The organism is Klebsiella sp. PCX (assembly GCF_021869705.1).
Taxonomy (GTDB): Bacteria; Pseudomonadota; Gammaproteobacteria; order Enterobacterales; family Enterobacteriaceae; genus Klebsiella; species Klebsiella quasipneumoniae.
Genome location: NZ_CP091527.1, coordinates 2,756,994 through 2,777,312, shown reverse-complemented (window position 1 = coordinate 2,777,312; position 20,319 = coordinate 2,756,994). Strand labels below are relative to the sequence as shown.

General features: G+C 59.3%; 21 protein-coding genes. 14 read left to right on the top strand and 7 right to left on the bottom strand.

From position 1 onward, the window contains the following. Positions 1-335: 335 nt before the first annotated feature. The 6 genes from GQR96_RS13150 (at position 336) to patD (ending at position 7,406) form a co-directional block, all read left to right on the top strand. On the top strand, positions 336-1,748 hold the full coding sequence (locus GQR96_RS13150; RefSeq protein WP_004202781.1) for an aminotransferase-like domain-containing protein: 1,413 nt from the start codon (positions 336-338) through the stop codon (positions 1,746-1,748). Between the two features lie 305 nt (positions 1,749-2,053). Continuing rightward, positions 2,054-3,199, top strand: a complete 1,146-nt coding sequence (ydcS, locus tag GQR96_RS13145; RefSeq protein WP_017900481.1) for a putative ABC transporter substrate-binding protein YdcS — start codon at positions 2,054-2,056, stop codon at positions 3,197-3,199. Between the two features lie 16 nt (positions 3,200-3,215). After that, a complete protein-coding gene (locus GQR96_RS13140) occupies positions 3,216-4,229 on the top strand; it encodes an ABC transporter ATP-binding protein (RefSeq protein WP_048294949.1) in 1,014 nt (337 codons plus the stop codon). A gap of 1 nt (position 4,230) precedes the next feature. Then, positions 4,231-5,160: an ABC transporter permease gene (locus GQR96_RS13135; RefSeq protein WP_004202776.1), complete on the top strand. Its 930-nt coding sequence runs from the start codon at positions 4,231-4,233 to the stop codon at positions 5,158-5,160. Beyond that, positions 5,150-5,956, top strand: coding sequence for an ABC transporter permease (locus tag GQR96_RS13130; RefSeq protein ID WP_017900483.1), 807 nt, complete (start codon positions 5,150-5,152; stop codon positions 5,954-5,956). Before GQR96_RS13135 ends, GQR96_RS13130 begins: the two co-directional genes overlap by 11 nt. Positions 5,957-5,978: 22 nt before the next feature. Beyond that, entirely contained in the window at positions 5,979-7,406 is a 1,428-nt protein-coding gene (patD, locus tag GQR96_RS13125; protein ID WP_043520012.1) for an aminobutyraldehyde dehydrogenase, read from the top strand. A 340-nt stretch (positions 7,407-7,746) separates the two neighbouring features. On the opposite strand, the gene GQR96_RS13120 is transcribed toward patD, so the two are convergent. Then, on the bottom strand, positions 7,747-7,869 hold the full coding sequence (locus GQR96_RS13120; RefSeq protein WP_004175940.1) for a small membrane protein: 123 nt from the start codon (positions 7,867-7,869) through the stop codon (positions 7,747-7,749). 487 nt (positions 7,870-8,356) lie between these two features. On the opposite strand from GQR96_RS13120, the gene GQR96_RS13115 reads away from it, so the two are divergent. After that, complete coding sequence (locus GQR96_RS13115) at positions 8,357-8,608, top strand: hypothetical protein (RefSeq protein WP_032456152.1); 252 nt, start codon at positions 8,357-8,359, stop codon at positions 8,606-8,608. Positions 8,609-8,659: 51 nt separating this feature from the next. Here the strand turns inward: GQR96_RS13115 and yncL are convergent, their stop codons facing one another. Beyond that, positions 8,660-8,752 carry a stress response membrane protein YncL gene (gene yncL, locus GQR96_RS13110; protein ID WP_002906891.1) on the bottom strand — a complete coding sequence of 31 codons (93 nt, stop codon included), beginning with the start codon at positions 8,750-8,752 and terminating at the stop codon, positions 8,660-8,662. Positions 8,753-8,947: 195 nt separating this feature from the next. On the opposite strand from yncL, the gene GQR96_RS13105 reads away from it, so the two are divergent. Together GQR96_RS13105 and GQR96_RS13100 are read left to right on the top strand one after the other, a co-directional pair. After that, positions 8,948-9,121: a GhoT/OrtT family toxin gene (locus tag GQR96_RS13105; protein WP_004202771.1), complete on the top strand. Its 174-nt coding sequence runs from the start codon at positions 8,948-8,950 to the stop codon at positions 9,119-9,121. A gap of 88 nt (positions 9,122-9,209) precedes the next feature. After that, complete coding sequence (locus tag GQR96_RS13100) at positions 9,210-9,959, top strand: alpha/beta fold hydrolase (RefSeq protein ID WP_004202769.1); 750 nt, start codon at positions 9,210-9,212, stop codon at positions 9,957-9,959. Positions 9,960-9,971: 12 nt separating this feature from the next. On the opposite strand, the gene GQR96_RS13095 is transcribed toward GQR96_RS13100, so the two are convergent. Beyond that, entirely contained in the window at positions 9,972-11,405 is a 1,434-nt protein-coding gene (locus tag GQR96_RS13095) for an aldehyde dehydrogenase (protein WP_236948510.1), read from the bottom strand. A gap of 269 nt (positions 11,406-11,674) precedes the next feature. Here GQR96_RS13095 and GQR96_RS13085 point away from each other — a divergent pair, with 269 nt between their 5' ends. Both GQR96_RS13085 and GQR96_RS13080 read left to right on the top strand, forming a co-directional pair. Then, positions 11,675-13,273 carry an ABC transporter substrate-binding protein gene (locus GQR96_RS13085; protein WP_065904361.1) on the top strand — a complete coding sequence of 533 codons (1,599 nt, stop codon included), beginning with the start codon at positions 11,675-11,677 and terminating at the stop codon, positions 13,271-13,273. A 16-nt stretch (positions 13,274-13,289) separates the two neighbouring features. After that, positions 13,290-13,523 carry a YdcY family protein gene (locus tag GQR96_RS13080; protein ID WP_049116186.1) on the top strand — a complete coding sequence of 78 codons (234 nt, stop codon included), beginning with the start codon at positions 13,290-13,292 and terminating at the stop codon, positions 13,521-13,523. An 8-nt stretch (positions 13,524-13,531) separates the two neighbouring features. Here GQR96_RS13080 and GQR96_RS13075 read toward each other — a convergent pair whose 3' ends face one another. Together GQR96_RS13075 and GQR96_RS13070 are read right to left on the bottom strand one after the other, a co-directional pair. Continuing rightward, positions 13,532-13,981: a DMT family transporter gene (locus GQR96_RS13075; protein WP_023318399.1), complete on the bottom strand. Its 450-nt coding sequence runs from the start codon at positions 13,979-13,981 to the stop codon at positions 13,532-13,534. Then, positions 13,978-14,496 (bottom strand): GNAT family N-acetyltransferase, encoded by a 519-nt coding sequence (locus tag GQR96_RS13070; RefSeq protein ID WP_004202758.1) that lies wholly within the window; start codon positions 14,494-14,496, stop codon positions 13,978-13,980. The genes GQR96_RS13075 and GQR96_RS13070 overlap by 4 nt, the downstream gene beginning before the upstream one ends. A gap of 160 nt (positions 14,497-14,656) precedes the next feature. Here GQR96_RS13070 and GQR96_RS13065 point away from each other — a divergent pair, with 160 nt between their 5' ends. Together GQR96_RS13065 and GQR96_RS13060 are read left to right on the top strand one after the other, a co-directional pair. Beyond that, entirely contained in the window at positions 14,657-15,238 is a 582-nt protein-coding gene (locus GQR96_RS13065) for a helix-turn-helix domain-containing protein (protein WP_004202756.1), read from the top strand. A gap of 65 nt (positions 15,239-15,303) precedes the next feature. After that, positions 15,304-16,341 (top strand): NADP-dependent oxidoreductase, encoded by a 1,038-nt coding sequence (locus tag GQR96_RS13060; RefSeq protein ID WP_065904359.1) that lies wholly within the window; start codon positions 15,304-15,306, stop codon positions 16,339-16,341. A 62-nt stretch (positions 16,342-16,403) separates the two neighbouring features. On the opposite strand, the gene rihA is transcribed toward GQR96_RS13060, so the two are convergent. Further along, positions 16,404-17,339: a pyrimidine-specific ribonucleoside hydrolase RihA gene (gene rihA, locus GQR96_RS13055; RefSeq protein ID WP_065904358.1), complete on the bottom strand. Its 936-nt coding sequence runs from the start codon at positions 17,337-17,339 to the stop codon at positions 16,404-16,406. A gap of 277 nt (positions 17,340-17,616) precedes the next feature. Between rihA and GQR96_RS13050 the strand changes: the two genes are divergently transcribed. Then, the gene (locus GQR96_RS13050) at positions 17,617-17,916 is read left to right on the top strand and encodes a DUF406 domain-containing protein (RefSeq protein ID WP_020481014.1); all 300 of its coding nucleotides are present in this window, start codon (positions 17,617-17,619) and stop codon (positions 17,914-17,916) included. Between the two features lie 68 nt (positions 17,917-17,984). Here GQR96_RS13050 and pqqU read toward each other — a convergent pair whose 3' ends face one another. Beyond that, positions 17,985-20,090 (bottom strand): TonB-dependent receptor PqqU, encoded by a 2,106-nt coding sequence (gene pqqU / locus GQR96_RS13045; protein ID WP_065904353.1) that lies wholly within the window; start codon positions 20,088-20,090, stop codon positions 17,985-17,987. Positions 20,091-20,319 lie beyond the last annotated feature (229 nt).

The window sequence follows — 20,319 nt, the reverse complement described above, 5'->3', positions numbered from 1 at the left end:
ATTAGGAACAGTAAAAAAGATGAGGCAGTTAATTGTGAATTAAATAATTTTAAATTGTCGTCTTTTACCGCGCTTTGTATTTTATTCTCAGGATATCAATACAAAGGAATGTACATGTCAGAAAAAGGATTACATAGTTTATGTATTACGCTCGGTATCATGCTCATTTTTTGGTTGGGCATAATTACGTTGTTTTGGGCAATTTTCGCGTAACTCCGGCCTGGGGGCTTTCTGAGCGATAGGGTTGCGCTGTTTTACATAACAGTTTCTTAAAACTGTTAATTTATAACAACTGATATATGATAAAAGGAGTTTGCAGCAAGGAAAGGGTAACAATGAAAAAGTATCAACAGCTGGCGCAGCAGTTGACCGACCAGATCGCGCTGGGCGTCTGGTTACCGGGCGATCGGCTCCCCTCGCTGCGCGAGCAGGTGATCAGCAGCGGCATGAGCTTTATGACCGTCAGCCATGCCTATCAGCTACTGGAAAGCCAGGGGCGCATCGTCGCCCGACCACAGTCAGGGTATTACGTTGCCCCCCAGCCGGTGAAGCTTCGTCAGCCGGCGCCGCCTGCCCAGGTGACCCGCGATGAAGCGGTTGATATCAATACCTACATCTTTGAGGTGCTTCAGGCCAGCCGCCAGGCGTCAATGCTGCCCTTTGCCTCGGCCTTCCCGGATCCGCGCCTCTTTCCGCTCCAGCAGCTTAACCGTTCGCTGGCGCAGGTGAGTAAAACTGCCACCGCCATGAGCGTGATTGAGAACCTGCCGCCGGGCAACGCGGAGCTACGGCACGCCATTGCCCGGCGCTATGCTCTGCAGGGGATGAACGTCTCGCCCGACGAGATCGTCATTACCGCCGGAGCGCTGGAGGCGTTAAACCTTAGCCTGCAGGCGGTGACCGAGCCGGGGGACTGGGTGGTGGTGGAAAATCCCTGTTTTTACGGGGCCCTGCAGGCGCTGGAGCGGCTGCGCCTGAAGGCGCTGTCGGTGGCCACCGACGTCAAGGAGGGCATTGACCTGACGGCGCTGGAGGCGGCCCTGCAAAACTATCCGGTCAAGGCCTGCTGGCTGATGACCAACGGTCAGAACCCGCTCGGCTTCACCCTCCGCGCCGAAAAAAAAGCGGCGCTGGTGGCATTGTTGGCGCGCTATAACGTGATGCTGATTGAAGATGATGTTTACAGTGAGCTCTATTTTGGCCGCGAGAAGCCGTTGCCGGCGAAGTTCTGGGATCAACAGGATATGACGCTGCACTGCAGTTCTTTTTCAAAATGTCTGGTGCCCGGCTTTCGTATCGGCTGGGTGGCGGCAGGGAAACAGGCGCGGCGGATCCAGCAGCTGCAGCTGATGAGTACGCTCTCCACCAGCTCGCCGATGCAATTAGCCCTGGTGGATTACCTGTCGACCAAACGCTACGACGCCCATCTGCGCCGTCTCCGTCGCCAGCTGGCGGAACGTAAACAGCAGGCCTGGCAGGCGCTGCTGCGCCATCTGCCGCCGGAGGTCATTATTCATCACAGCGACAGCGGCTATTTTCTGTGGATCGAACTACCGGAAGGGGCGGATGCCAGCGTGCTGAGCGCCCGGGCGCTGGCGTCGCACATCAGCATCGCTCCGGGAAAAATGTTTTCCACCTCTGCCAGCTGGACCTCGTTTTTTCGTTTCAATACCGCCTGGGGCTGGGGAGAACGCGAAGAGCAAGGGGTGAAGCGGCTGGGTGAACTAATTCGTGAGCAGCTTTCCTGATCGCTTTGGCTATTTTTCGCCGCGATAACCAATCGCTATAAATAAACGAAGAGTTTTTTTTATCGAGGCCGGTCATTATTTTACCGGCGCTCACCATAGGAAATATGCATACCCCTCCTTTTTCTCTAACTCGTTGTCTATAATCCATAAAGTCATTCTTGTGTTGGCGATTTTTGCGTAATGCGTCCCGGGTCACAACCTGAATAAATTCCCTCGAGGGCGTTAATCCGCTGACTACCCTTATTTCAGGAGATATTTTTACGGCACGGCTGCCGCTAATTCCCTTGTGACAGGAGTAACACCTGATGAGCAAAAAATTGGCCCGTTGCAGCCTTTATGTGCTGGGGATGGCCTGCCTGACCGTACAGGCGGCTGAGCCACTCACCTCGCTGGATAAACCGGAAGGGCGCCTGGATATTATCGCCTGGCCGGGGTATATCGAACGCGGTCAGACCGACAAGCAGTACGACTGGGTCAGCCAGTTTGAAAAGGAGACCGGCTGTCAGGTCAATGTGAAAACCGCCGCCACCTCCGACGAAATGGTCAGCCTGATGGCTAAGGGGGGCTACGATCTGGTGACCGCCTCGGGCGATGCTTCGCTGCGTCTGATCATGGGTAAACGCGTTCAGCCGATTAACACAGCGCTGATTGCCGGGTGGCGCACTCTTGACCCGCGCATTGCGCAAGGGGCATGGTTTAACGTCGGGGGCAAAGTCTACGGCACGCCGTATCAGTGGGGACCGAACCTGCTGATGTACAACACCCGCGTATTCCCGACGCCGCCGGACAGCTGGAGCGTGGTCTTCGTGAAGCAGGATCTTCCGGATGGCAAAACCAATCAGGGGCGAGTGCAGGCCTATGATGGCCCGATCTATATCGCCGACGCCGCGTTGTTTGTCAAAGCCACCCAACCACAGCTCGGGATCGATGACCCCTATCAGCTGACCGAAACCCAGTACAACGCGGTGCTGAAAGTGCTGCGTGACCAGCAACCGCTGATTCACCGCTACTGGCATGACGCCACCGTGCAGATGAACGACTTCAAAAACGAAGGGGTGGCCGCCTCCAGCTCGTGGCCCTATCAGGCCAACGGCCTGAAGGCGGAAGGCCAGCCTGTCGCCACCGTATTTCCGAAGGAGGGGGTGACCGGCTGGGCGGATACCACCATGCTGCACAGCGAGGCGAAGCACCCGGTCTGCGCCTATAAATGGATGAACTGGTCGCTCACGCCGAAGGTGCAGGGCGATGTGGCGGCCTGGTTCGGCTCGTTGCCGGTGGTGCCTGAGGGCTGTAAAGCCAGCGCGCTGCTCGGAGAGAAAGGCTGTGAGACCAACGGCTATGACCAGTTTACCCGCATCCACTTCTGGAAAACGCCGATTGCCGAGGGGGGGAAATACGTTCCCTACAGCCGCTGGACGCAGGACTACATTGCGATAATGGGCGGCCGCTAAGGATCGGAGGTAAACAATGACGTACGCGGTCGAGTTTCAGAATGTATCGCGCCTGTATGGCGATGTACGGGCAGTGGACGGGGTCAGCATTGGCATCCGTGACGGCGAGTTTTTCTCGATGCTGGGTCCTTCGGGCTCGGGGAAAACCACCTGCCTGCGGCTGATTGCTGGTTTTGAGCAGCTCTCCGGCGGCACCATTCGGATCTTCGGTCAGCCGGCCAGCGAGCTGCCGCCCTGGCAGCGGGACGTCAATACCGTGTTCCAGGACTATGCGCTGTTTCCCCATATGTCGATCCTCGACAATGTTGCTTACGGCCTGATGGTCAAAGGCGTGGCGAAGAAAGCGCGCCATGCCCGCGCCCAGGAAGCGCTGGAGAAAGTGGCCCTCGGTTTTGCGCACCATCGCAAGCCCTCCCAGCTCTCCGGTGGTCAGCGGCAGCGGGTCGCCATCGCCCGGGCGCTGGTGAACCAGCCGCGGGTGCTGCTGCTCGACGAGCCGCTGGGCGCTCTGGATTTAAAGCTGCGCGAGCAGATGCAGGTGGAGCTGAAAAAGCTACAGCAGTCGCTGGGGATCACCTTCATCTTCGTTACACACGACCAGAGCGAAGCGCTGTCGATGTCCGATCGCGTGGCGGTGTTTAACAACGGGCGCATTGAGCAGGTGGACGCCCCGCAGGATCTTTATCTGCATCCGAAGACCGCCTTTGTCGCCGGTTTTGTCGGCACCGCCAACGTCTTTGAGGCCGAGGCGGCCCGGCGGTTATGCGGCCTGGCGGGCTGCTGGTCGCTGCGCCCGGAACATGTTCGCCTGCAGGGCGGCGGCGAAGTGCAGGTGCAGGGTGTGGTGCAGGCGGTACAGTATCAGGGGGCGGCAACGCGGATCGAGCTCCGGCTGGCGGATGGCGACAAGCTGCTGGTCAGCCAGGCCAATATCGACGGCGCGGCGGCGGCGAGCGTTCCGCGAGCCGGGCAAACGGTGCAGGCGTCATGGTCGCGCGCGGCGATGACCCCGCTGGAAAGCGGAGGCTGAGATGACCATGGCGATTGTTCCTGCGCAGGCCGGACGCGTATCGGGGATCTTCTGGCGCCGGCCGGCGCTGGGCCTGTTTTTGCTGCTGCTTGGGCCGTTGATGTGGTTTGGCATCGTCTATCTGGGCTCGCTGCTGACCCTGCTGTGGCAGAGTATCTACACTTTTGACGACTTCACCATGTCGGTGACCAGCGACTTTACGCTGGCCAACCTGCAGGCATTGTTCAACCCCGCCAACTACGACATTATCGTCCGCACCCTGGTGATGGCGCTGTGCGTGACCTTGGCCAGCGCCCTGCTGGCGCTGCCGATGGCCTGGTATATGGCGCGCTACACCAGCGGCAAAATGAAGGCCTTCTTTTATATCGCGGTCATGCTGCCGATGTGGGCCAGCTATATCGTCAAGGCCTACGCGTGGGTGCTGCTGCTGGCCAAAGATGGCGTAGCGCAGTGGTTCCTCGGCCATCTCGGGCTGGAAGGGGCGCTGAACGCTCTGTTGACCGTCCCGGCGGTGGGCGGCAACACCTTATCCACTTCCGGCCTCGGACGCTTTCTGGTCTTCGTCTACATCTGGCTGCCTTTTATGATCCTGCCGGTGCAGGCGGCGCTGGAGCGTATTCCGGGCTCTCTGCTGCAGGCCTCGGCCGATCTTGGCGCCGCCCCGCGGCAGACCTTTCGCTACGTGGTCCTGCCGCTGGCTATTCCCGGAATTGCCGCCGGGTCGATCTTCACCTTTTCGCTGACGCTGGGCGATTTTATCGTGCCGCAACTGGTCGGCCCACCGGGGTACTTTATCGGCAATATGGTCTACTCGCAGCAGGGGGCGATCGGCAATATGCCGATGGCGGCGGCGTTTACCCTCGTGCCGATCGTGCTGATTGCACTTTATCTGGCGTTCGTGAAACGTCTGGGAGCCTTCGATGCACTCTGAACGCGCACCCTGGTACCTGAAACTGGCGACATGGGGCGGGGTGGTGTTCCTCCACTTTCCGCTGCTGATCATCGCCATCTATGCTTTTAATACCGAAGATGCTGCCTTCAGCTTTCCGCCGCAGGGGCTGACGCTGCGCTGGTTCAGCGAGGCGGCAGGGCGCAGCGATATTTTGGAAGCAGTGACGTTGTCACTTAAGATCGCCGCCCTGTCGACGGCCATTGCCTTAGTGCTTGGCACGCTTGCTGCAGGCGCCCTGTGGCGGAGCACCTTTTTTGGTAAGAACGCGGTGTCGCTACTGCTGCTCCTGCCCATCGCCCTGCCGGGGATTATAACCGGCCTGGCGCTCCTGACAGCCTTTAAAGCGGTCGGCCTGGAGCCTGGTCTGCTGACCATCGTGGTGGGGCACGCGACCTTCTGCGTGGTGGTGGTGTTTAACAACGTCATCGCTCGCTTCCGTAGGACCTCCTGGAGCCTGGTGGAGGCCTCGATGGATTTGGGGGCGACTGGCTGGCAGACCTTTCGCTACGTGGTGCTACCCAATCTGGGTTCGGCGCTGCTGGCGGGCGGGATGCTGGCATTCGCCCTGTCATTTGATGAAATCATCGTCACGACTTTTACCGCGGGGCATGAGCGAACCTTGCCGCTGTGGTTACTGAATCAGCTGGGGCGGCCGCGAGATGTGCCCGTCACCAACGTTGTCGCGCTGTTGGTGATGCTGGTAACAACGATACCAATCTTAGGGGCCTGGTGGCTCACCCGCGACGGCGATAACGTCGCCGGAAACGGGAAATAAAACCATGAAACAGGATAATGCTATGCAACACAACCTCTTAATAAACGGTAAGTTAGTGGCAGGTGAAGGCGAAAAGGTGCCGGTATACAACCCTGCGACCGGCGAAGTGATCCTGGAGATTGCCGAAGCGACAGCGGCCCAGGTGGATGCCGCCGTTGAGGCGGCGGATCGGGCGTTTGATGCCTGGAGCCAGACGACGCCGAAAACGCGCGCGGAATGTCTGCTGAAGCTGGCGGATGCCATCGCGGCGCAGGCGGAGCCCCTGGCGCAGCTGGAGTCGCTGAACTGCGGCAAGCCGCTGCACTGCGTGCTTAACGATGAGATGCCGGCCATTGCGGACGTTTTCCGCTTCTTCGCCGGCGCCGCCCGTTGCCTGCCGGGGATGGCGGCCGGAGAGTATCTGGAAGGGCATACCTCGATGATCCGTCGCGATCCGGTGGGCGTGGTAGCCTCCATCGCGCCGTGGAACTATCCCCTGATGATGGCGGCCTGGAAGCTGGCCCCGGCGCTGGCGGCAGGCAACTGTGTGGTGATAAAACCCTCCGAGATCACGCCGCTGACGGCGCTGAAGCTGGCAGAGCTGGCAAAAGATATTTTCCCGGAAGGGGTGATCAACGTACTGTTCGGCCGCGGCAAAACGGTGGGCGATCCGCTGACCGCCCACGCGAAAGTGCGGATGGTTTCCCTGACCGGGTCGATTGCCACCGGCGCCCATATCATCGGCCATACCGCCTCGTCGATTAAACGTACCCATATGGAGCTGGGCGGTAAGGCGCCGGTCATCGTCTTTGACGACGCGGATATCGACGCGGTAGTGGATGGCGTTCGGACTTTCGGGTTTTACAACGCCGGCCAGGACTGTACGGCCGCCTGCCGGATCTACGCCCAACAGGGTATTTATGAGCAGCTGGTGGAGAAGCTCGGGGCGGCGGTGGCCAGCCTGAAAATGGGAGCGCCGGAGGATGCCGCCACCGAGCTGGGACCGCTGAGCTCGCTGGCCCATCTTGAGCGGGTCAGCGCCGCGGTGGAAGCCGCAAAGGCGCTACCGCATATTAAAGTGGTTACCGGTGGCAATCGGGCTGACGGCGCCGGCTATTATTTCCAGCCGACGCTGCTCGCCGGCGCCCGGCAGGAGGACGCTATCGTGCAGCGCGAAGTGTTTGGCCCGGTGGTCAGCGTGACGCCTTTCAGCGATGAAGCGCAGGCCCTGAGCTGGGCAAATGACTCCCAGTATGGGCTGGCCTCTTCGGTGTGGACGAAAGATGTTGGCCGCGCCCACCGGCTCAGCGCCAGGCTGCAGTACGGCTGCACCTGGGTCAACACCCACTTTATGCTGGTGAGTGAAATGCCGCATGGCGGCCAGAAGCTGTCGGGCTACGGGAAAGACATGTCGATGTATGGCCTTGAGGATTACACCGTGGTTCGCCATGTGATGGTTAAACATGGCTAACGGATTGACCCTTAAGCGGCAAAAGATTATTACGCAATGGGTGTGTTAGTGCGCTAATAGTCACGATGGCAAAAATGGTTAAAACTCGCGGCGGGGGATGTGAGATTATTCTGATACCCCTTCAAGAGCTAAGCCATCGTGAGTGCCGGAGATAAGCGCCGGATGGGGTTCGCCAGCCACCCTGGGCGCATCGCGCCCGGCGGGTGAGGCGGCAACGTCGCGGTTTGCGACCGGATACCGGCCCCTGCCTGATGGCAGGGGCTTTTTTATGTCCACAGTAAGCCAGGAAGAGGAGGATGCCAGCGACGCTGGAGCAGGGAGGAATTTGTTTTAACCGTGTTCAGCGTTTGGTTTTTTTGCTCGGCAAGCTGGCGCTGCGACGGTCACGTATATAGGAAATAAGATTATACACCGCCGCGACCAGCAGGATCAGCGCGATGACCAGCGTGATGATTCCGGACATATCCACCTCGAAATATAAAAGCGCACTGCGCTAAAAACATTACCAATAGTTATGAATGTAAGTATTCTCTGCAGAGAAGGCAAATGATATTTGTTGTCATTTAGCGCTATTTTGGGCCCTGGCCAGCGAGGCCAGACAGGAAAAGGTTTGGTTACAATAGCTTGTAGTCGCCTGTTATCTTATTCAGATCCAGCGCCAGTGTGGTATATCGCATTTTCGGTCAAGGCGCGCTAATCTTTTCATTTGCGATTGGCGAAATATTATCTTTATCAGATGAATCAGATTGCGCTGAACAGAAACTATTTCACGACTATAAATAAGGCTTTTATATTTGCAGTCAGCGGGTGATATTTATTCGCAATATTTAATCACCGACGAATCAATCCACCATACGCGCCAGCGCGGTGGCGCACGCTCCCGGGTTTGACTTTCCGCCGCCGCTCATGCGATCATTTCATGCATATTCGGTTTTAACGTTGATGTCGCTGTGAAAATTTTGGCTTTTATTCTGCTGGCAATCGGCACCGTGGCGCTGAGCTATGGTAACGCGCCGGCAAAACGTATTAAGGACTGTGAGAACGCGGGAGTGGGGCAGGCCGTCTGCGCCGCTGCCGAATGGGATAATGAGAAAGTGAATGTTCTGCCTCATTATAACCCTGAGCTGAACAAGGTTATTATCGCAGGCCATTCAGCCCGTAGCGTTTATGACCCTGATAATGGCGCCAGCCTCCGCACCTAAAAAAGCAGCCCAGTGGGCTGCTTTTTTAGGTTTCGTTGCTGAGTAAAATGATTAAAACCAGCCAAATCTCACCGACAGCAGGCTGATAAGCGCGAACGCGGCGCAGACATTAATCATAACGACGGTCTTGCTGGAGACATCCATAACGCCACCTTAATGAGTAAGTCCCTAAAGGTATAGTACGGCGGGCGCGGTTGCGCTATCGGATTAAGACGAATCAGGCTTTGTTCAGAATATTGAGCCCGATTCTGAATTTGTTATACAGGTATCTCTGAATCACGACGTCATGGCAGATAATTATCCCACCATGGAACGCTTCTCAGGGAAGGAAAACTAAGAATGACGTTATATCAAAAAATGTTGGTGTTTTACGCCATTATGGGCGTGATCTGTGCCGTAATTAGCTGGTTTTTAACCAAAGAGAGTTGGGTGATCCGCCTGCTGGCGGCCCTGTTGATCGGTGCCACCTGGCCGTTCAGCTTCCCCATGGCGCTGCTCGTCTCGCTGTTTTAACCTTCCGGCGGCGGACGACAGAAAAGGGTGGCGGCAAAGGTAAGGTTACTGTATAAAAACACAGTAACCTTATCATGGAGGCAAACAGGTGAACGGTTTCTTTTCGTCCGTCGCAGGCGCCACATTGCGCTGGCTCGATCTCCCGGGAGAGGGGCTTCCGCTGGTGTTTATCCACGGCCTCGGCTGCGCGTCCTCTTACGACTACCCCCGCGTCGCCAGCGACCCCGCGCTCAACGGGCGGCGCAAAATACTTATCGACCTCCCGGGCTTCGGCTACAGCGATAAACCGCACGACTTTAGTTACAACATACATAAGCAAGCGCAAGCTGTGGAGCAGGTCCTCAACCACCTGCGCCTGCAGCGCTTCGCGCTGTATGGGCATAGCATGGGTGGAAGCATCGCCATCGAAGCGGCAGGGCTGCTGGCGGAGCGAGTGACGACGCTGCTGGTGTCTGAACCCAACCTGTTCGCCGGAGGCGGTGAGTACAGTAGACGCATTGCGGCGCAGGCAGAGGGGGCCTTTATCGCTGAAGGTTACGCCAGGATGCTGGCGGAAGAGCGCTCGCCGTGGGCCGGCTGTTTGCAAAACAGCGCCCCCTGGGCCGTCTGGCGAGCCGCCAGCAGCCTGATAAACGGCAGCGACACGCCCTGGTTTACCCAGCTCTGCCAGCTGCGCTGTCAGAAGATGCTGATCGTCGGCGAGCAGTCGCTCCCTTATGCGGATATCGAACGGGTAGAGGCGCACGGGATCCCAGTCGGGATTGTGCCCCACGCGGGGCACTCGATGGCGTGGGAAAACCCGGAAGGGCTGGCGCAACTCATCGCCAGCCACGGCTAAGGGGAGACGGCGTCAGAAAGGCAGTTCGCGGGGCTGGGTCTGGAGCGTTATCCAGCGCAGCTCAGTGAATTCTGCAATTCCGGCCCGGCCGCCGAACCGGCCATAGCCGGAGGCTTTGCAGCCGCCAAACGGCATCTGCGCTTCATCATGAACGGTTGGACCATTGATATGGCAAATGCCGGTTTGCAGACGTTGCGCCAGGTTCCACGCTCTGGCGCTGTCGCGGCTGTAGAGCGCCGCGGAAAGGCCATATTCGCTGTCGTTGGCTACCGCCAGCGCCTCTTCGTCATTATTAACCCGAATAATCGCTTTTACCGGGCCGAAGGACTCTTCGTTCCACAGCCGCATCTCGCGGGTGACGCCGTCCAGTAAGGTCGGCGCCATGTGGGTATCGCTGGCTTTACCGCCGGTCAGCAGGCGGGCGCCCTTGGCTAAGGCATCGTCGATTAACGCATTGCAGCGGGTGGCGGTATTCATGTCGACCACCGGGCCGGTCAGGCTGGCGGGGAGAGAGGCGGCGCGCCTCGCCAGCAGAGGGATAAAGCGATCCGCCACGGCGTTGTCGACAATAATGCGCTCGGTGGACATGCAGATCTGTCCGGCGTTGGCGAAGGCGCCAAAAATGGCGCCCGCCGCCGCCTGTTCGATATCGGCATCGTCGAGGACCAGCAGCGGCGCTTTGCCACCGAGCTCCAGCACCGCTGGTTTCAGATACTGCCCGCAGGTGCGGGCGATAATCCGCCCCACCGGTGTGGAGCCGGTAAAGTTGACGCGCCGCACCGCCGGATGGGCGATCAGCGACTCCACCAGCGCCGGTGCGTCTTGCGGCGCGCAGGTAAGATAGTTCACCACACCCGGCGGGAAGCCCGCCGCGTCGAGGGCGTCGATAATCAATCCTTGTGTCGCCGGGGAGAGCTCAGCGCCCTTGAGGATCACCGTGTTGCCGCAGGCCAGCGGCGTCGCCAGCGCCCGGGTGGCAAGGATCAGCGGCGCGTTCCACGGCGCCATGCCCAGCACCACGCCAGCCCCCTGGCGGACGCCCATCGCCAGATTGCCCGGCACGTTGGATGGAATGATCTGTCCTTCAATCTGGGTGGTCAGCGCCGCCGCTTCGCGCAGGATATCAGCCGCCAGATGGACGTTAAATCCGGCCCAGTGCGCGGTCGCGCCGGTTTCCGCCGCCATGGCGGCGATAAATTTAGCCTCCCGCAACAGCATATGTTCCGCCGCGTCGAGCAGTAAGCGACGCCGTTCCGCCGGGAGCGTTTCGCGCCACTGTGGGAAGGCGCTGGCCGCGGCCTCGACGCAGCGTTTGCCGTCGGCGAGACTGGCGGCAGCGGCAACCGAAGCGACATCGTCTTGGGCCGGGTGGCGCCGGGTGAAGGTCCGACGGTCTTCGGCATCATGCCACTGGCCATCAATGTACAGATTGCAGGTGATTGTCATGGGGGTAACCTCTTGTTCTGCGGTCCCTCCAGTGTACCGGTCGCCGCTGATGGCGAGCGTGAGCGGGGCGGTTATCGCACATTTTTTTGCCGGAATTGTGCGTAGCTCACAACATCCCAATCGTGCCTGACGCAAAAAGCAGCGCGACGCCGATTAAACCAGCAAATTCAGCGCGATTGGCATAAGGTGATAGCCATTGATTATTTGCCGGTGGCGAGGGGGTGTGCTGTTATTACTGTTCTTATAATCAATAATCAGGACTTATAACCATGTCTACAGGGAAAACTACGCTGACGCTGCTGCTGAGCGCGCTGTTGCCGGTCAGCGCCGCATGGGCAGCGGGCAATGATACGCTGGTCTATTGCTCAGAGGCCTCCCCGGAGTCTTTCAACCCGCAGATCGCCAGCTCCGGCCCGTCGTTCGTCGCCAGCTCGCAGGTGCTGTATAACCGCCTGGTCACTTTTGACCCGGTGAAGAACACGCCGATCCCGTCGCTGGCCACCGAGTGGCACGTCTCTGAGGATGGCAAGACCTGGACCTTCACGCTGCGTCAGGGGGTGAAGTTCAACAGCAATAAATTCTTCAAACCGACCCGCGATTTTAACGCCGACGACGTCCTGTTTTCCGTGCTGCGCCAGATGGATCCTCAGCATCCTTATCACAAGGTGTCGCAGGGGAACTATGAGTACTTCCACGACGTGGGCCTCGATAAGCTGATTAAGTCGGTGAAAAAGGTCGATGACTATCACGTCCAGTTCGTACTTAACGAGCCGAACGCGGCGTTTCTTGCCGACTGGGGAATGGACTTCGCCTCTATTCTGTCGGCGGAGTATGGCGAGGCGATGCAGAAGAAAGGGACGCCGGAAAACGTTGATAACTGGCCTGTCGGTACCGGACCCTATGCCCTGCAGCAGTATAAAGTGGATTCGCAAATCCGCTATATCGCCAATCCCCACTACTGGGAAGGCGAGGTGCCGACTAAGCACTTAATCTTTTCCATCACGCCAAACGTCGAGACACGCCTGGCGAAACTGCAGACTAACGAGTGCCAGATTATTCCTGCGCCTTCGCCGGTTCAGTTCCCGGTAATTAAGGGCAATAAAGATCTGGCGCTGCACGCCGTCGAGGCGCTGAACGTCGGCTACCTGGCGTTTAACACGGAGAAAAAACCGTTTGATAATGTGCTGGTGCGCCAGGCGTTAAACTATGCCACCGACAAGCAGGCGATCGTTAAGGCGGTGTTCCTCGATTCCGGTACGGTGGCGAAGTCACCGATCCCGTCCACCATGCTCGGGTATAAAAAAGACCTCCCGGACTACGACTACGATCCGCAGAAAGCGAAAGCGCTGCTCAAGCAGGCGGGTCTGGAGCAAGGGGCGGAAGTGACCCTGTGGTCGATGCCGGTTCAACGTCCGTACAACCCGAACTCAAAACGCATTGCTGAAATGATCCAAAATGACTGGGCGAAAGTCGGGGTGAAAGCGAAGATCGTCAGCTATGAGTGGGGCGAATACCTCGCCGGCATGCGTAAAGGTGAACACGATAGCGCGCTGTACGGCTGGATGTCGGACAATGGCGACCCGGACAACTTTGCCGGCACGCTGCTCAGCTGTGATAATATCCAGACCGGCTCTAACGCCGCCCGCTGGTGCGATAAGTCGTATGACGCGCTGGTGAAGAAAGCGCTGCTGGTGAGCGATCCGCAGGCGCGCGCCACGCTCTATGAACAGGCGCAAGAGATCTTCTACCAGCAGGCGCCGTGGATCACCCTGGCGACCGGCAAGACCTTCTATGCCACCCGCAGCAACGTCAGCGGCTACCGCGTGAGCATGATGGGCAGCGATTTTTCCAAAGCGAAGCTGAATTAAGCGAAAGGAGAACAGGATGGCACATCTGGATGAGGTTATCGTCAAAGTCGATGACACTATTGCCGAGGGGGTTATCGCTCATATGAATGAGCTGCTGATCGCCCTGAGCGATGACGCGCAACTCAGTCGTGAGGAGCGCTATACCCTGCAGCAGCGCCTGCGCACCGCTATCGCCCACCATGGCCGACAGCATCAGGAAGAGCAGGACGCGCGCCGCGAGCAGTTGACCAAAGGCGGCGCGATCCTCTGAAGAGGTGCTCAGAACTGGCGTCTGGCCACCAGCCAGGCGCCCACCACCAGCATCACTGCGCCGCATAATGGCCCGAGCAGCGCCCGCAGCGGTACGCCGTGGGCGCGAATTAAATCCATGATCAACCCGCCGACCAGCTGGCTGGCCACCAGTACCGCAATGGTGGTGGCCGCGCCGACGTTTTGATAGCCGCTGATGCTGGCAAAAACGAAAAAGGATCCCAGCAGGCCAGGGATCAGCGTCCACCACTTCACGCTCAGGGCCAGCTCCTGAAAGCCAGCAGCGCCCTGGCGCAGGAGCAACAGGGTCACGAAAATAACGATACCCACCAGCGAATTGAGCAGCATGGCGATGAGGATCGTCGACGCCGACTGGGTGATGCGCACCATCAGGGTGTTCTGTAGTACCAGGCCTACGCCGGCGGCCACCAGACAGGCGAGGGTGAGCGACGCATTCATGCCTTACCGTCCGGTTCCTGGCGCGCATCCAGCTGCAGCTGCATAAAGGTGAGATCCAGCCAGCGGCCAAATTTGGTTCCCACCTGCGGCATCTGCCCGGTGGTGATAAAGCCCAGCGTTTCATGCAGGTGCAGCGAGGCGTGGTTCTGCGACTCGATCCCGGCGACCATCACATGTTTATTCAGCCGCCGCGCTTCGGCGATCAGCGCAACCAGCAGTTTGCGGCCCAGGCCTTTCCCCTGATGGTCGGGGTGAACGTACACCGAATGCTCCACGGTGTGGCGAAAGCCGTCAAACGCGCGCCAGTCGCCAAAAGAGGAATAGCCGGTGATGACGCCGTTTTCCTCGCTCACCAGCACCGGAAAGCCGGCCAGCTGGCGGGCTTCAAACCACGCGATGCGGTTGTCGGTATCCACGGTTTTATCATTCCAGATAGCGGCGGTATGCACGACGGCGTGGTTATAGATCTCGGCGATCGCCGCGCAATCGTCTTTAATGGCAGGGCGGATGGACATAGCAAACCTCAGTTCTCGTACACTATAGTAGTACGTTATTATTACAATAATGAACGTCACGCTGTCATCCATTTTCAGCGAAATATTGCTGATGGGCCAGGGGGGGCGCGGCCCAACGGGCGATTGTGTAATGCGGGCGCGCACACTATAGTGTTACGTTATGAATACTATAGAAGACAACCTCAATCAGCGCATTAGCGCGCGCATCCGCATCGAGCGCGAATCCCGCGGCTGGTCGCTGAACGACCTCGCCGAACGGGCTGGCGCTTCGCGGGCGATGATCCATAAGATCGAGCGCGGTGAAAGCAGCCCGACGGCCTCAATGCTGGGCCGCCTTTCCGGCGCCTTCGGGATCAGTATGTCAACGCTGATCGCCCGGGCGGAAATGCAGGAAGGCAAGCTGCTGCGTTTTGCCAGCCAGCCGGTGTGGCACGACCCGCAAAGCCACTATCTCCGTCGCCACGTCTCGCCGCGCAGCGATCTGCCCATTGACATGGTGCAGATCGAGCTGCCGCCCGGCAGCGATGTGCCGATGCCGGCCTCGTCCTACGCGCTGGCCCGCCAGCTGATCTGGCTGCAGCAGGGCGAACTGGTGTTCATGGAAGGGAATACCCGCCACGAGATGCAGACAGGGGACTGTCTGGAGCTCGGCCCGCCGAACGACTGCCGCTTTATCAATGAGTCCGCAGAGACCTGCGTCTATCTGGTGGTGCGCCTTAATCAATCGCCATCCGGCTCTTAATGTTAAAGCGCATTGCGCATAAAGCAGCTAGCCTCAGTACAGTCTGCTAACAAGAGGAGTTTGCTATGACAGAACAACCGCAACGCCATCGCCGCTGGGTACTGGCTTCCCGTCCCCATGGTGAACCGACGGCAGAGCATTTCCGCCTGGAAGAGAGCGAGGTACCGACGCCAGGGCCGGGCCAGGTTCTGCTGCGTACCGTTTATTTATCGCTGGATCCCTATATGCGCGGGCGGATGAGCGACGCGCCGTCCTATTCACCGCCGGTGGCCATTGGCGCGGTGATGGTGGGCGGGACCGTGAGTCGCGTCGTGACCTCGCAGCATGATGATTTTCAACCAGGCGACTGGGTGCTGGGCTACAGCGGCTGGCAGGATTATGAGCTTTCCGACGGCAGCGGACTGGTGAAGCTGGGGGACAACCCGCAGCACCCGTCCTGGTCGCTGGGGGTTCTGGGGATGCCGGGCTTCACCGCCTACATGGGGTTGCTGGACATTGGCCAGCCGAAGGCGGGTGACACGCTGGTGGTCGCTGCGGCCACCGGGCCGGTGGGCGCCACGGTCGGACAGATCGGCAAAATTAAGGGCTGCCGTACCGTCGGCATCGCCGGCGGCGCGGAGAAGTGTTGCTATGCGGTTGACACCTTAGGCTTTGATGTCTGCCTTGACCATCGCGCAGCGGACTTTGCCGAACAGCTGGCCCAGGCCTGCCCGCAGGGCATTGACGTCTACTACGAAAACGTCGGCGGCAAGGTGTTTGACGCGGTGCTGCCGCTGCTGAATACCGCGGCCCGGGTTCCGGTCTGCGGGCTGGTGAGCGGCTATAACGCCACCGGTCTGCCGGATGGGCCGGATCGTCTGCCGTTGCTGATGGCGACCATCCTCAAGAAACGCATCCGGATGCAGGGCTTTATTATCGGCCAGGATTACGGGCATCGGATCGCGGAATTCCAGCAGCAGATGGGGCGCTGGGTGCAGGAGGGGAAAATTAAATATCGCGAACAGCTGATTGACGGTCTGGAGCAGGCGCCGCAGGCGCTGATCGGCCTGTTGAAAGGCGAAAACTTTGGTAAGGTGGTGATCCGCGTGTCGGCGGACGACTAATACGCCGGGTTTAGCCTGAATGCGCCTCTCTCCCGGCCGGGAAGAGAGGCGCTGCATGAATATCAGGCGTAAAAGGCTAACCGCTGGGCGAGCAGATCGACAAAGGCTTCGCGGTCCACATCCAGCAGCAGGGTGGTATTGGGCAGATTGCCGGTCAGATGGTAGTAATCGACCACCGTCATCCCCTGGGTATATTTTCCTTCCGTTTCCACGCCGACCCAGCGCTCGATGGTGGTAAAGAGCTCCGGCTTGAGGAGCCAGGCGATGGTGCAAGGGTCGTGCAGCGGTGCGCCGTCGAAGCCCCACTTTTCATCCTTATGGTAGGCCATAAAGAAGTCGAGCAGTTCGGCGACGATAGTGGATACCGGATTGCCAATCTTGCGGAATCGCTCAATATCCGCAGGAAGGATCTGCGCCCGGTGGGTGACATCCAGGCCCGCCATCACCACCGGGATCCCCGACTGAAAGACCATCTCCGCCGCCTGCGGATCGACGTAGATATTAAACTCCGCCGCCGGCTGCCAGTTGCCCAGCCCCATGGCGCCACCCATGATCACGATGCGGGCGATCTTCGCGTGCAGCTCAGGATGGCTGGCGAGCAGCAACGCCACGTTCGTCTGCGGCCCGGTGGCTACCAGCGTCACCGGCTCCTGACTTTCGCGCAGCACCCTGGCCATCAGCTCGACGGCGGTGCAGTTTTGCGGCGAAAAGGCCGGCTCCGGCAGGTTCGGGCCATCCAGTCCGCTTTCCCCGTGCACATTATCGGCGATGATCAGATCGCGCATTAACGGCTTCCACGCGCCGCCGGCGACCGGAATATCCGCGCGGTTCAGCAAGGTCAGCATACGCAGCACGTTGCGCAGAGTCTTCTCCGGGGTCTGGTTGCCTGCGGAGGCGGTGACGGCTTTCACCTCCAGCTCCGGCGAGGCGAGGGCGAGGACCAGGGCGATCGCGTCATCATGTCCCGGATCGCAATCAATCATTATCGGCAGTGCCATAGCAGCTCCTTGTTGGCGTTGTTCTGTGACCAGACTAACGCTGCGGCGCGAGGCAGACGAGAAAGTGTGCAGAATAGTGTGATGGCTAGCACGGTTGCAGGGGCAATCGCGCGGTGAGTCGCGGCGGTCCTGTATCATCATGCCTCGCCTTGCGATGGCGCAAGCTAGCGTCCGGCGCGGCGCGATAGAATAAAAATCGCTAATCCTTACGGATATTAATGGTTTGCTTTTCGGCGAGCGGATTCTTATCCTTAAGAAAACTCAAGAGGTTATGACGATGAAAGATGTAGTAGATAAATGCAGCACCAAAGGCTGCGCCATTGATGTCGGGACAATCATTGATAACGAGGACTGCGTCTACCGGGCTGAGAAGTTATTCCCGAGCCGCGAGGAAGCGGAGTCAACCGTAGCCGCCGTTCGCGAGCGTGCCGCCGCGGCGGCGCCGGCCAGTGAACCACCGCAGGTTGACTACACGCTCGCCGCCGCCGGCGACGAGGTGAAACTCGATCTGTCCATCGCCTTCTCCTGCCAGGCGGAAAAGATCATTTTCGAATTGTCCCTGAGAAACCTGCTTTAATCAGCGCCCCGGGCGCCAGCGCCTGAGGGTAACGCCTTCGCCCGCTGGTCCGCGGGCGAAGGCGAGCATTATTCGAAGCGCCAGGCGAGGTTTAGCCCGATACCGTAGTTGCGTCCGGGCGCGGGCTCGTAGTAGCGTCCGTTGGACTCGTTGACGATGACGGACCCGACGTACTCGCGGTCGAACAGGTTGTCGACCCGGCCGAACAGATCCATATCCATCCTGCCATAGCTCCACTTATAGCCGGTCGTCAGGCCGACCACCGTCCAGGACGGGGCTTTGGCGGTGTTTTCGTCATTCGCCATGATGTCGCTCATGTAGCGAATATCGCTTCCGGCGTACCAGCCCTGCTCCGGCTGATAGCCGAAGGAGGCGTAGCCCATATTGCGCGCGATCCCCGGAATACGGTTACCGTTGCAGCTGGCGTCGCCGCAGACGTTGGTGCGATAGGTCGCGTCCAGCCAGGTCCAGGCCGCCTTCAGGCGCCAGCTCTCGCCAAACTGCTGATCCAGTCCCAGCTCCATGCCCTGACGACGGGTCTTGCCGGCGTTTTTATAGCTGGTGCGCCCGCCGCTGCTGCTGTCGACCACGATCTCATTATCGGTATCAGTCTGGAACAGGGCGGCGGTGAGCAGCCCATTGCCGATCCGCGTCTTGCTGCCGATCTCCACCGTGTCGTTGGTGGAGGGCTTCAGGCCGAAATTAAGGCCGCTCTGGTTATCGGAGCGGTATGACAGTTCGTTGATGGTCGGCGTCTCGAAGCCGCGGCCGGCGGAGAGGTAGACGTTCCACGCGTCGGTCAGGGCATACTTCAGCGAGCCTGCGGGCAGCCATTTGTGATAGCTGGCATCGCCGCTGTCATCGCCATTGCCCGGCGTGATGTAGTAGTCATTCGAATCGAACCATACCGAGCTGTAGCGCACCCCGGCATCGAGCGAAAGTTTGTCGGTGAGCTGCCACTGGGTCTGCAGGTAAGGGTCGACGTTCCACATCAGGTTGCGTTCGTTACGACGCAGCGCGCCCTGTTCGCCATACTGCGGCGCGCCGTTGACCATCACAAAGTTTTCATAGCCTTTGCGGCGCTCGCTCATGTTCTCGTAGTCAAGACCGACGGTCAGGGTGACCGGCACCAGCAGCTCCCCGCGATGAGTCAGCCGGGTATCGATCCCCTGGTAGTGGCGGGTGAGGTCAATCACCCCGCCGGCGTGGCTCGGCTTCAGCTGCGGCGCGCGCGGGATCGACTGGAACTGGGTGGTTTCGCGTTCCCCGGCGTACATCATGACGCTGAGATCGTCCTGGGCGCTCAGCTGGCGCTCATAGCGCAGACCGGCCTGGGTCTGCCGGGTATTTTTGCGGGTATTATACTGGTCGCCGCGCGGCGACTGGCGCGGGTTATCGCGCCATTCATCGGCGGTTAAGCCGCCGGCGTCATTGGCTTTGATATCGACACTATTCAGCAGCAGAGTCAGCTTACTGACGTCGTTGATACGCACCCCCAGCCGGGCGTTGGCCAGATTTTTGCGCGCGCCGCTGTGATCGCGATAGCCGTGGGTGGTGAAGCGGTTAGTCGACACCGTGTAATCCACATCACCCGCGTGGCTGCCGTCGCCAACGGCGCCGGTGGCTTTCATTCCATAGTGCCAGGTGCCAAAGCTGCCATAGTAGCTGCTGGCTTCCACGGTGGGCGGCTGGGTGCCGGTCTGGCTGGTGACGTTGATCACCCCGCCGGACGAGTTACCGTAGAGGGCAGAGAAGGGGCCGCGCAGCACCTCAATGGTGTCGACGCTGCCGATATCGATATTGGACGTCTGCCCCTGGCCGTCGGGCATGGTCGCCGGAATGCCGTCCACATAGATGCGCAGCCCGCGCACGCCGTAGGTGGAGCGGGAGCCAAAGCCGCGAATCGACAGCTGCAGATCCTGGGCATAGTTTTGCCGGTTCTGCACCTGCAGGCCCGGCACGGCGCCTAGCGATTCAGAAAGGTTGACGCGCGGCGCGGCCTGGCGCATCTCATCCCCATTGACCACGCTGACGGCGGCGGGGGTATCCAGTTCAGAAACGGTGGTTGGCGCAGCGGTCACCACCATGGTTTGTTCATCGGCGGCCTGGGCGGCGGCGATGAGCGGCAGCAGCAGGGCCGGCAAGGCCGCATGTCGCACGGATAGGATTTTCATCGATAGTACTCGGGAGACGAACCAAATGGAACATATGTATATATGTTACCCCGTTTGTAAAATATTTGAAAATTATTAACTGCCGTTGGTTAACGGATAGTGCTCAAGGCTGACGAATTTACCGAACAACAACAATTAGCGCTCCACTTTAATAAGAATAATGATTACTATTCTCATTCAAAATAAGGTAGAGCCATGACTTTGCCGCCGGAAGCGATGTCGGGTCAGC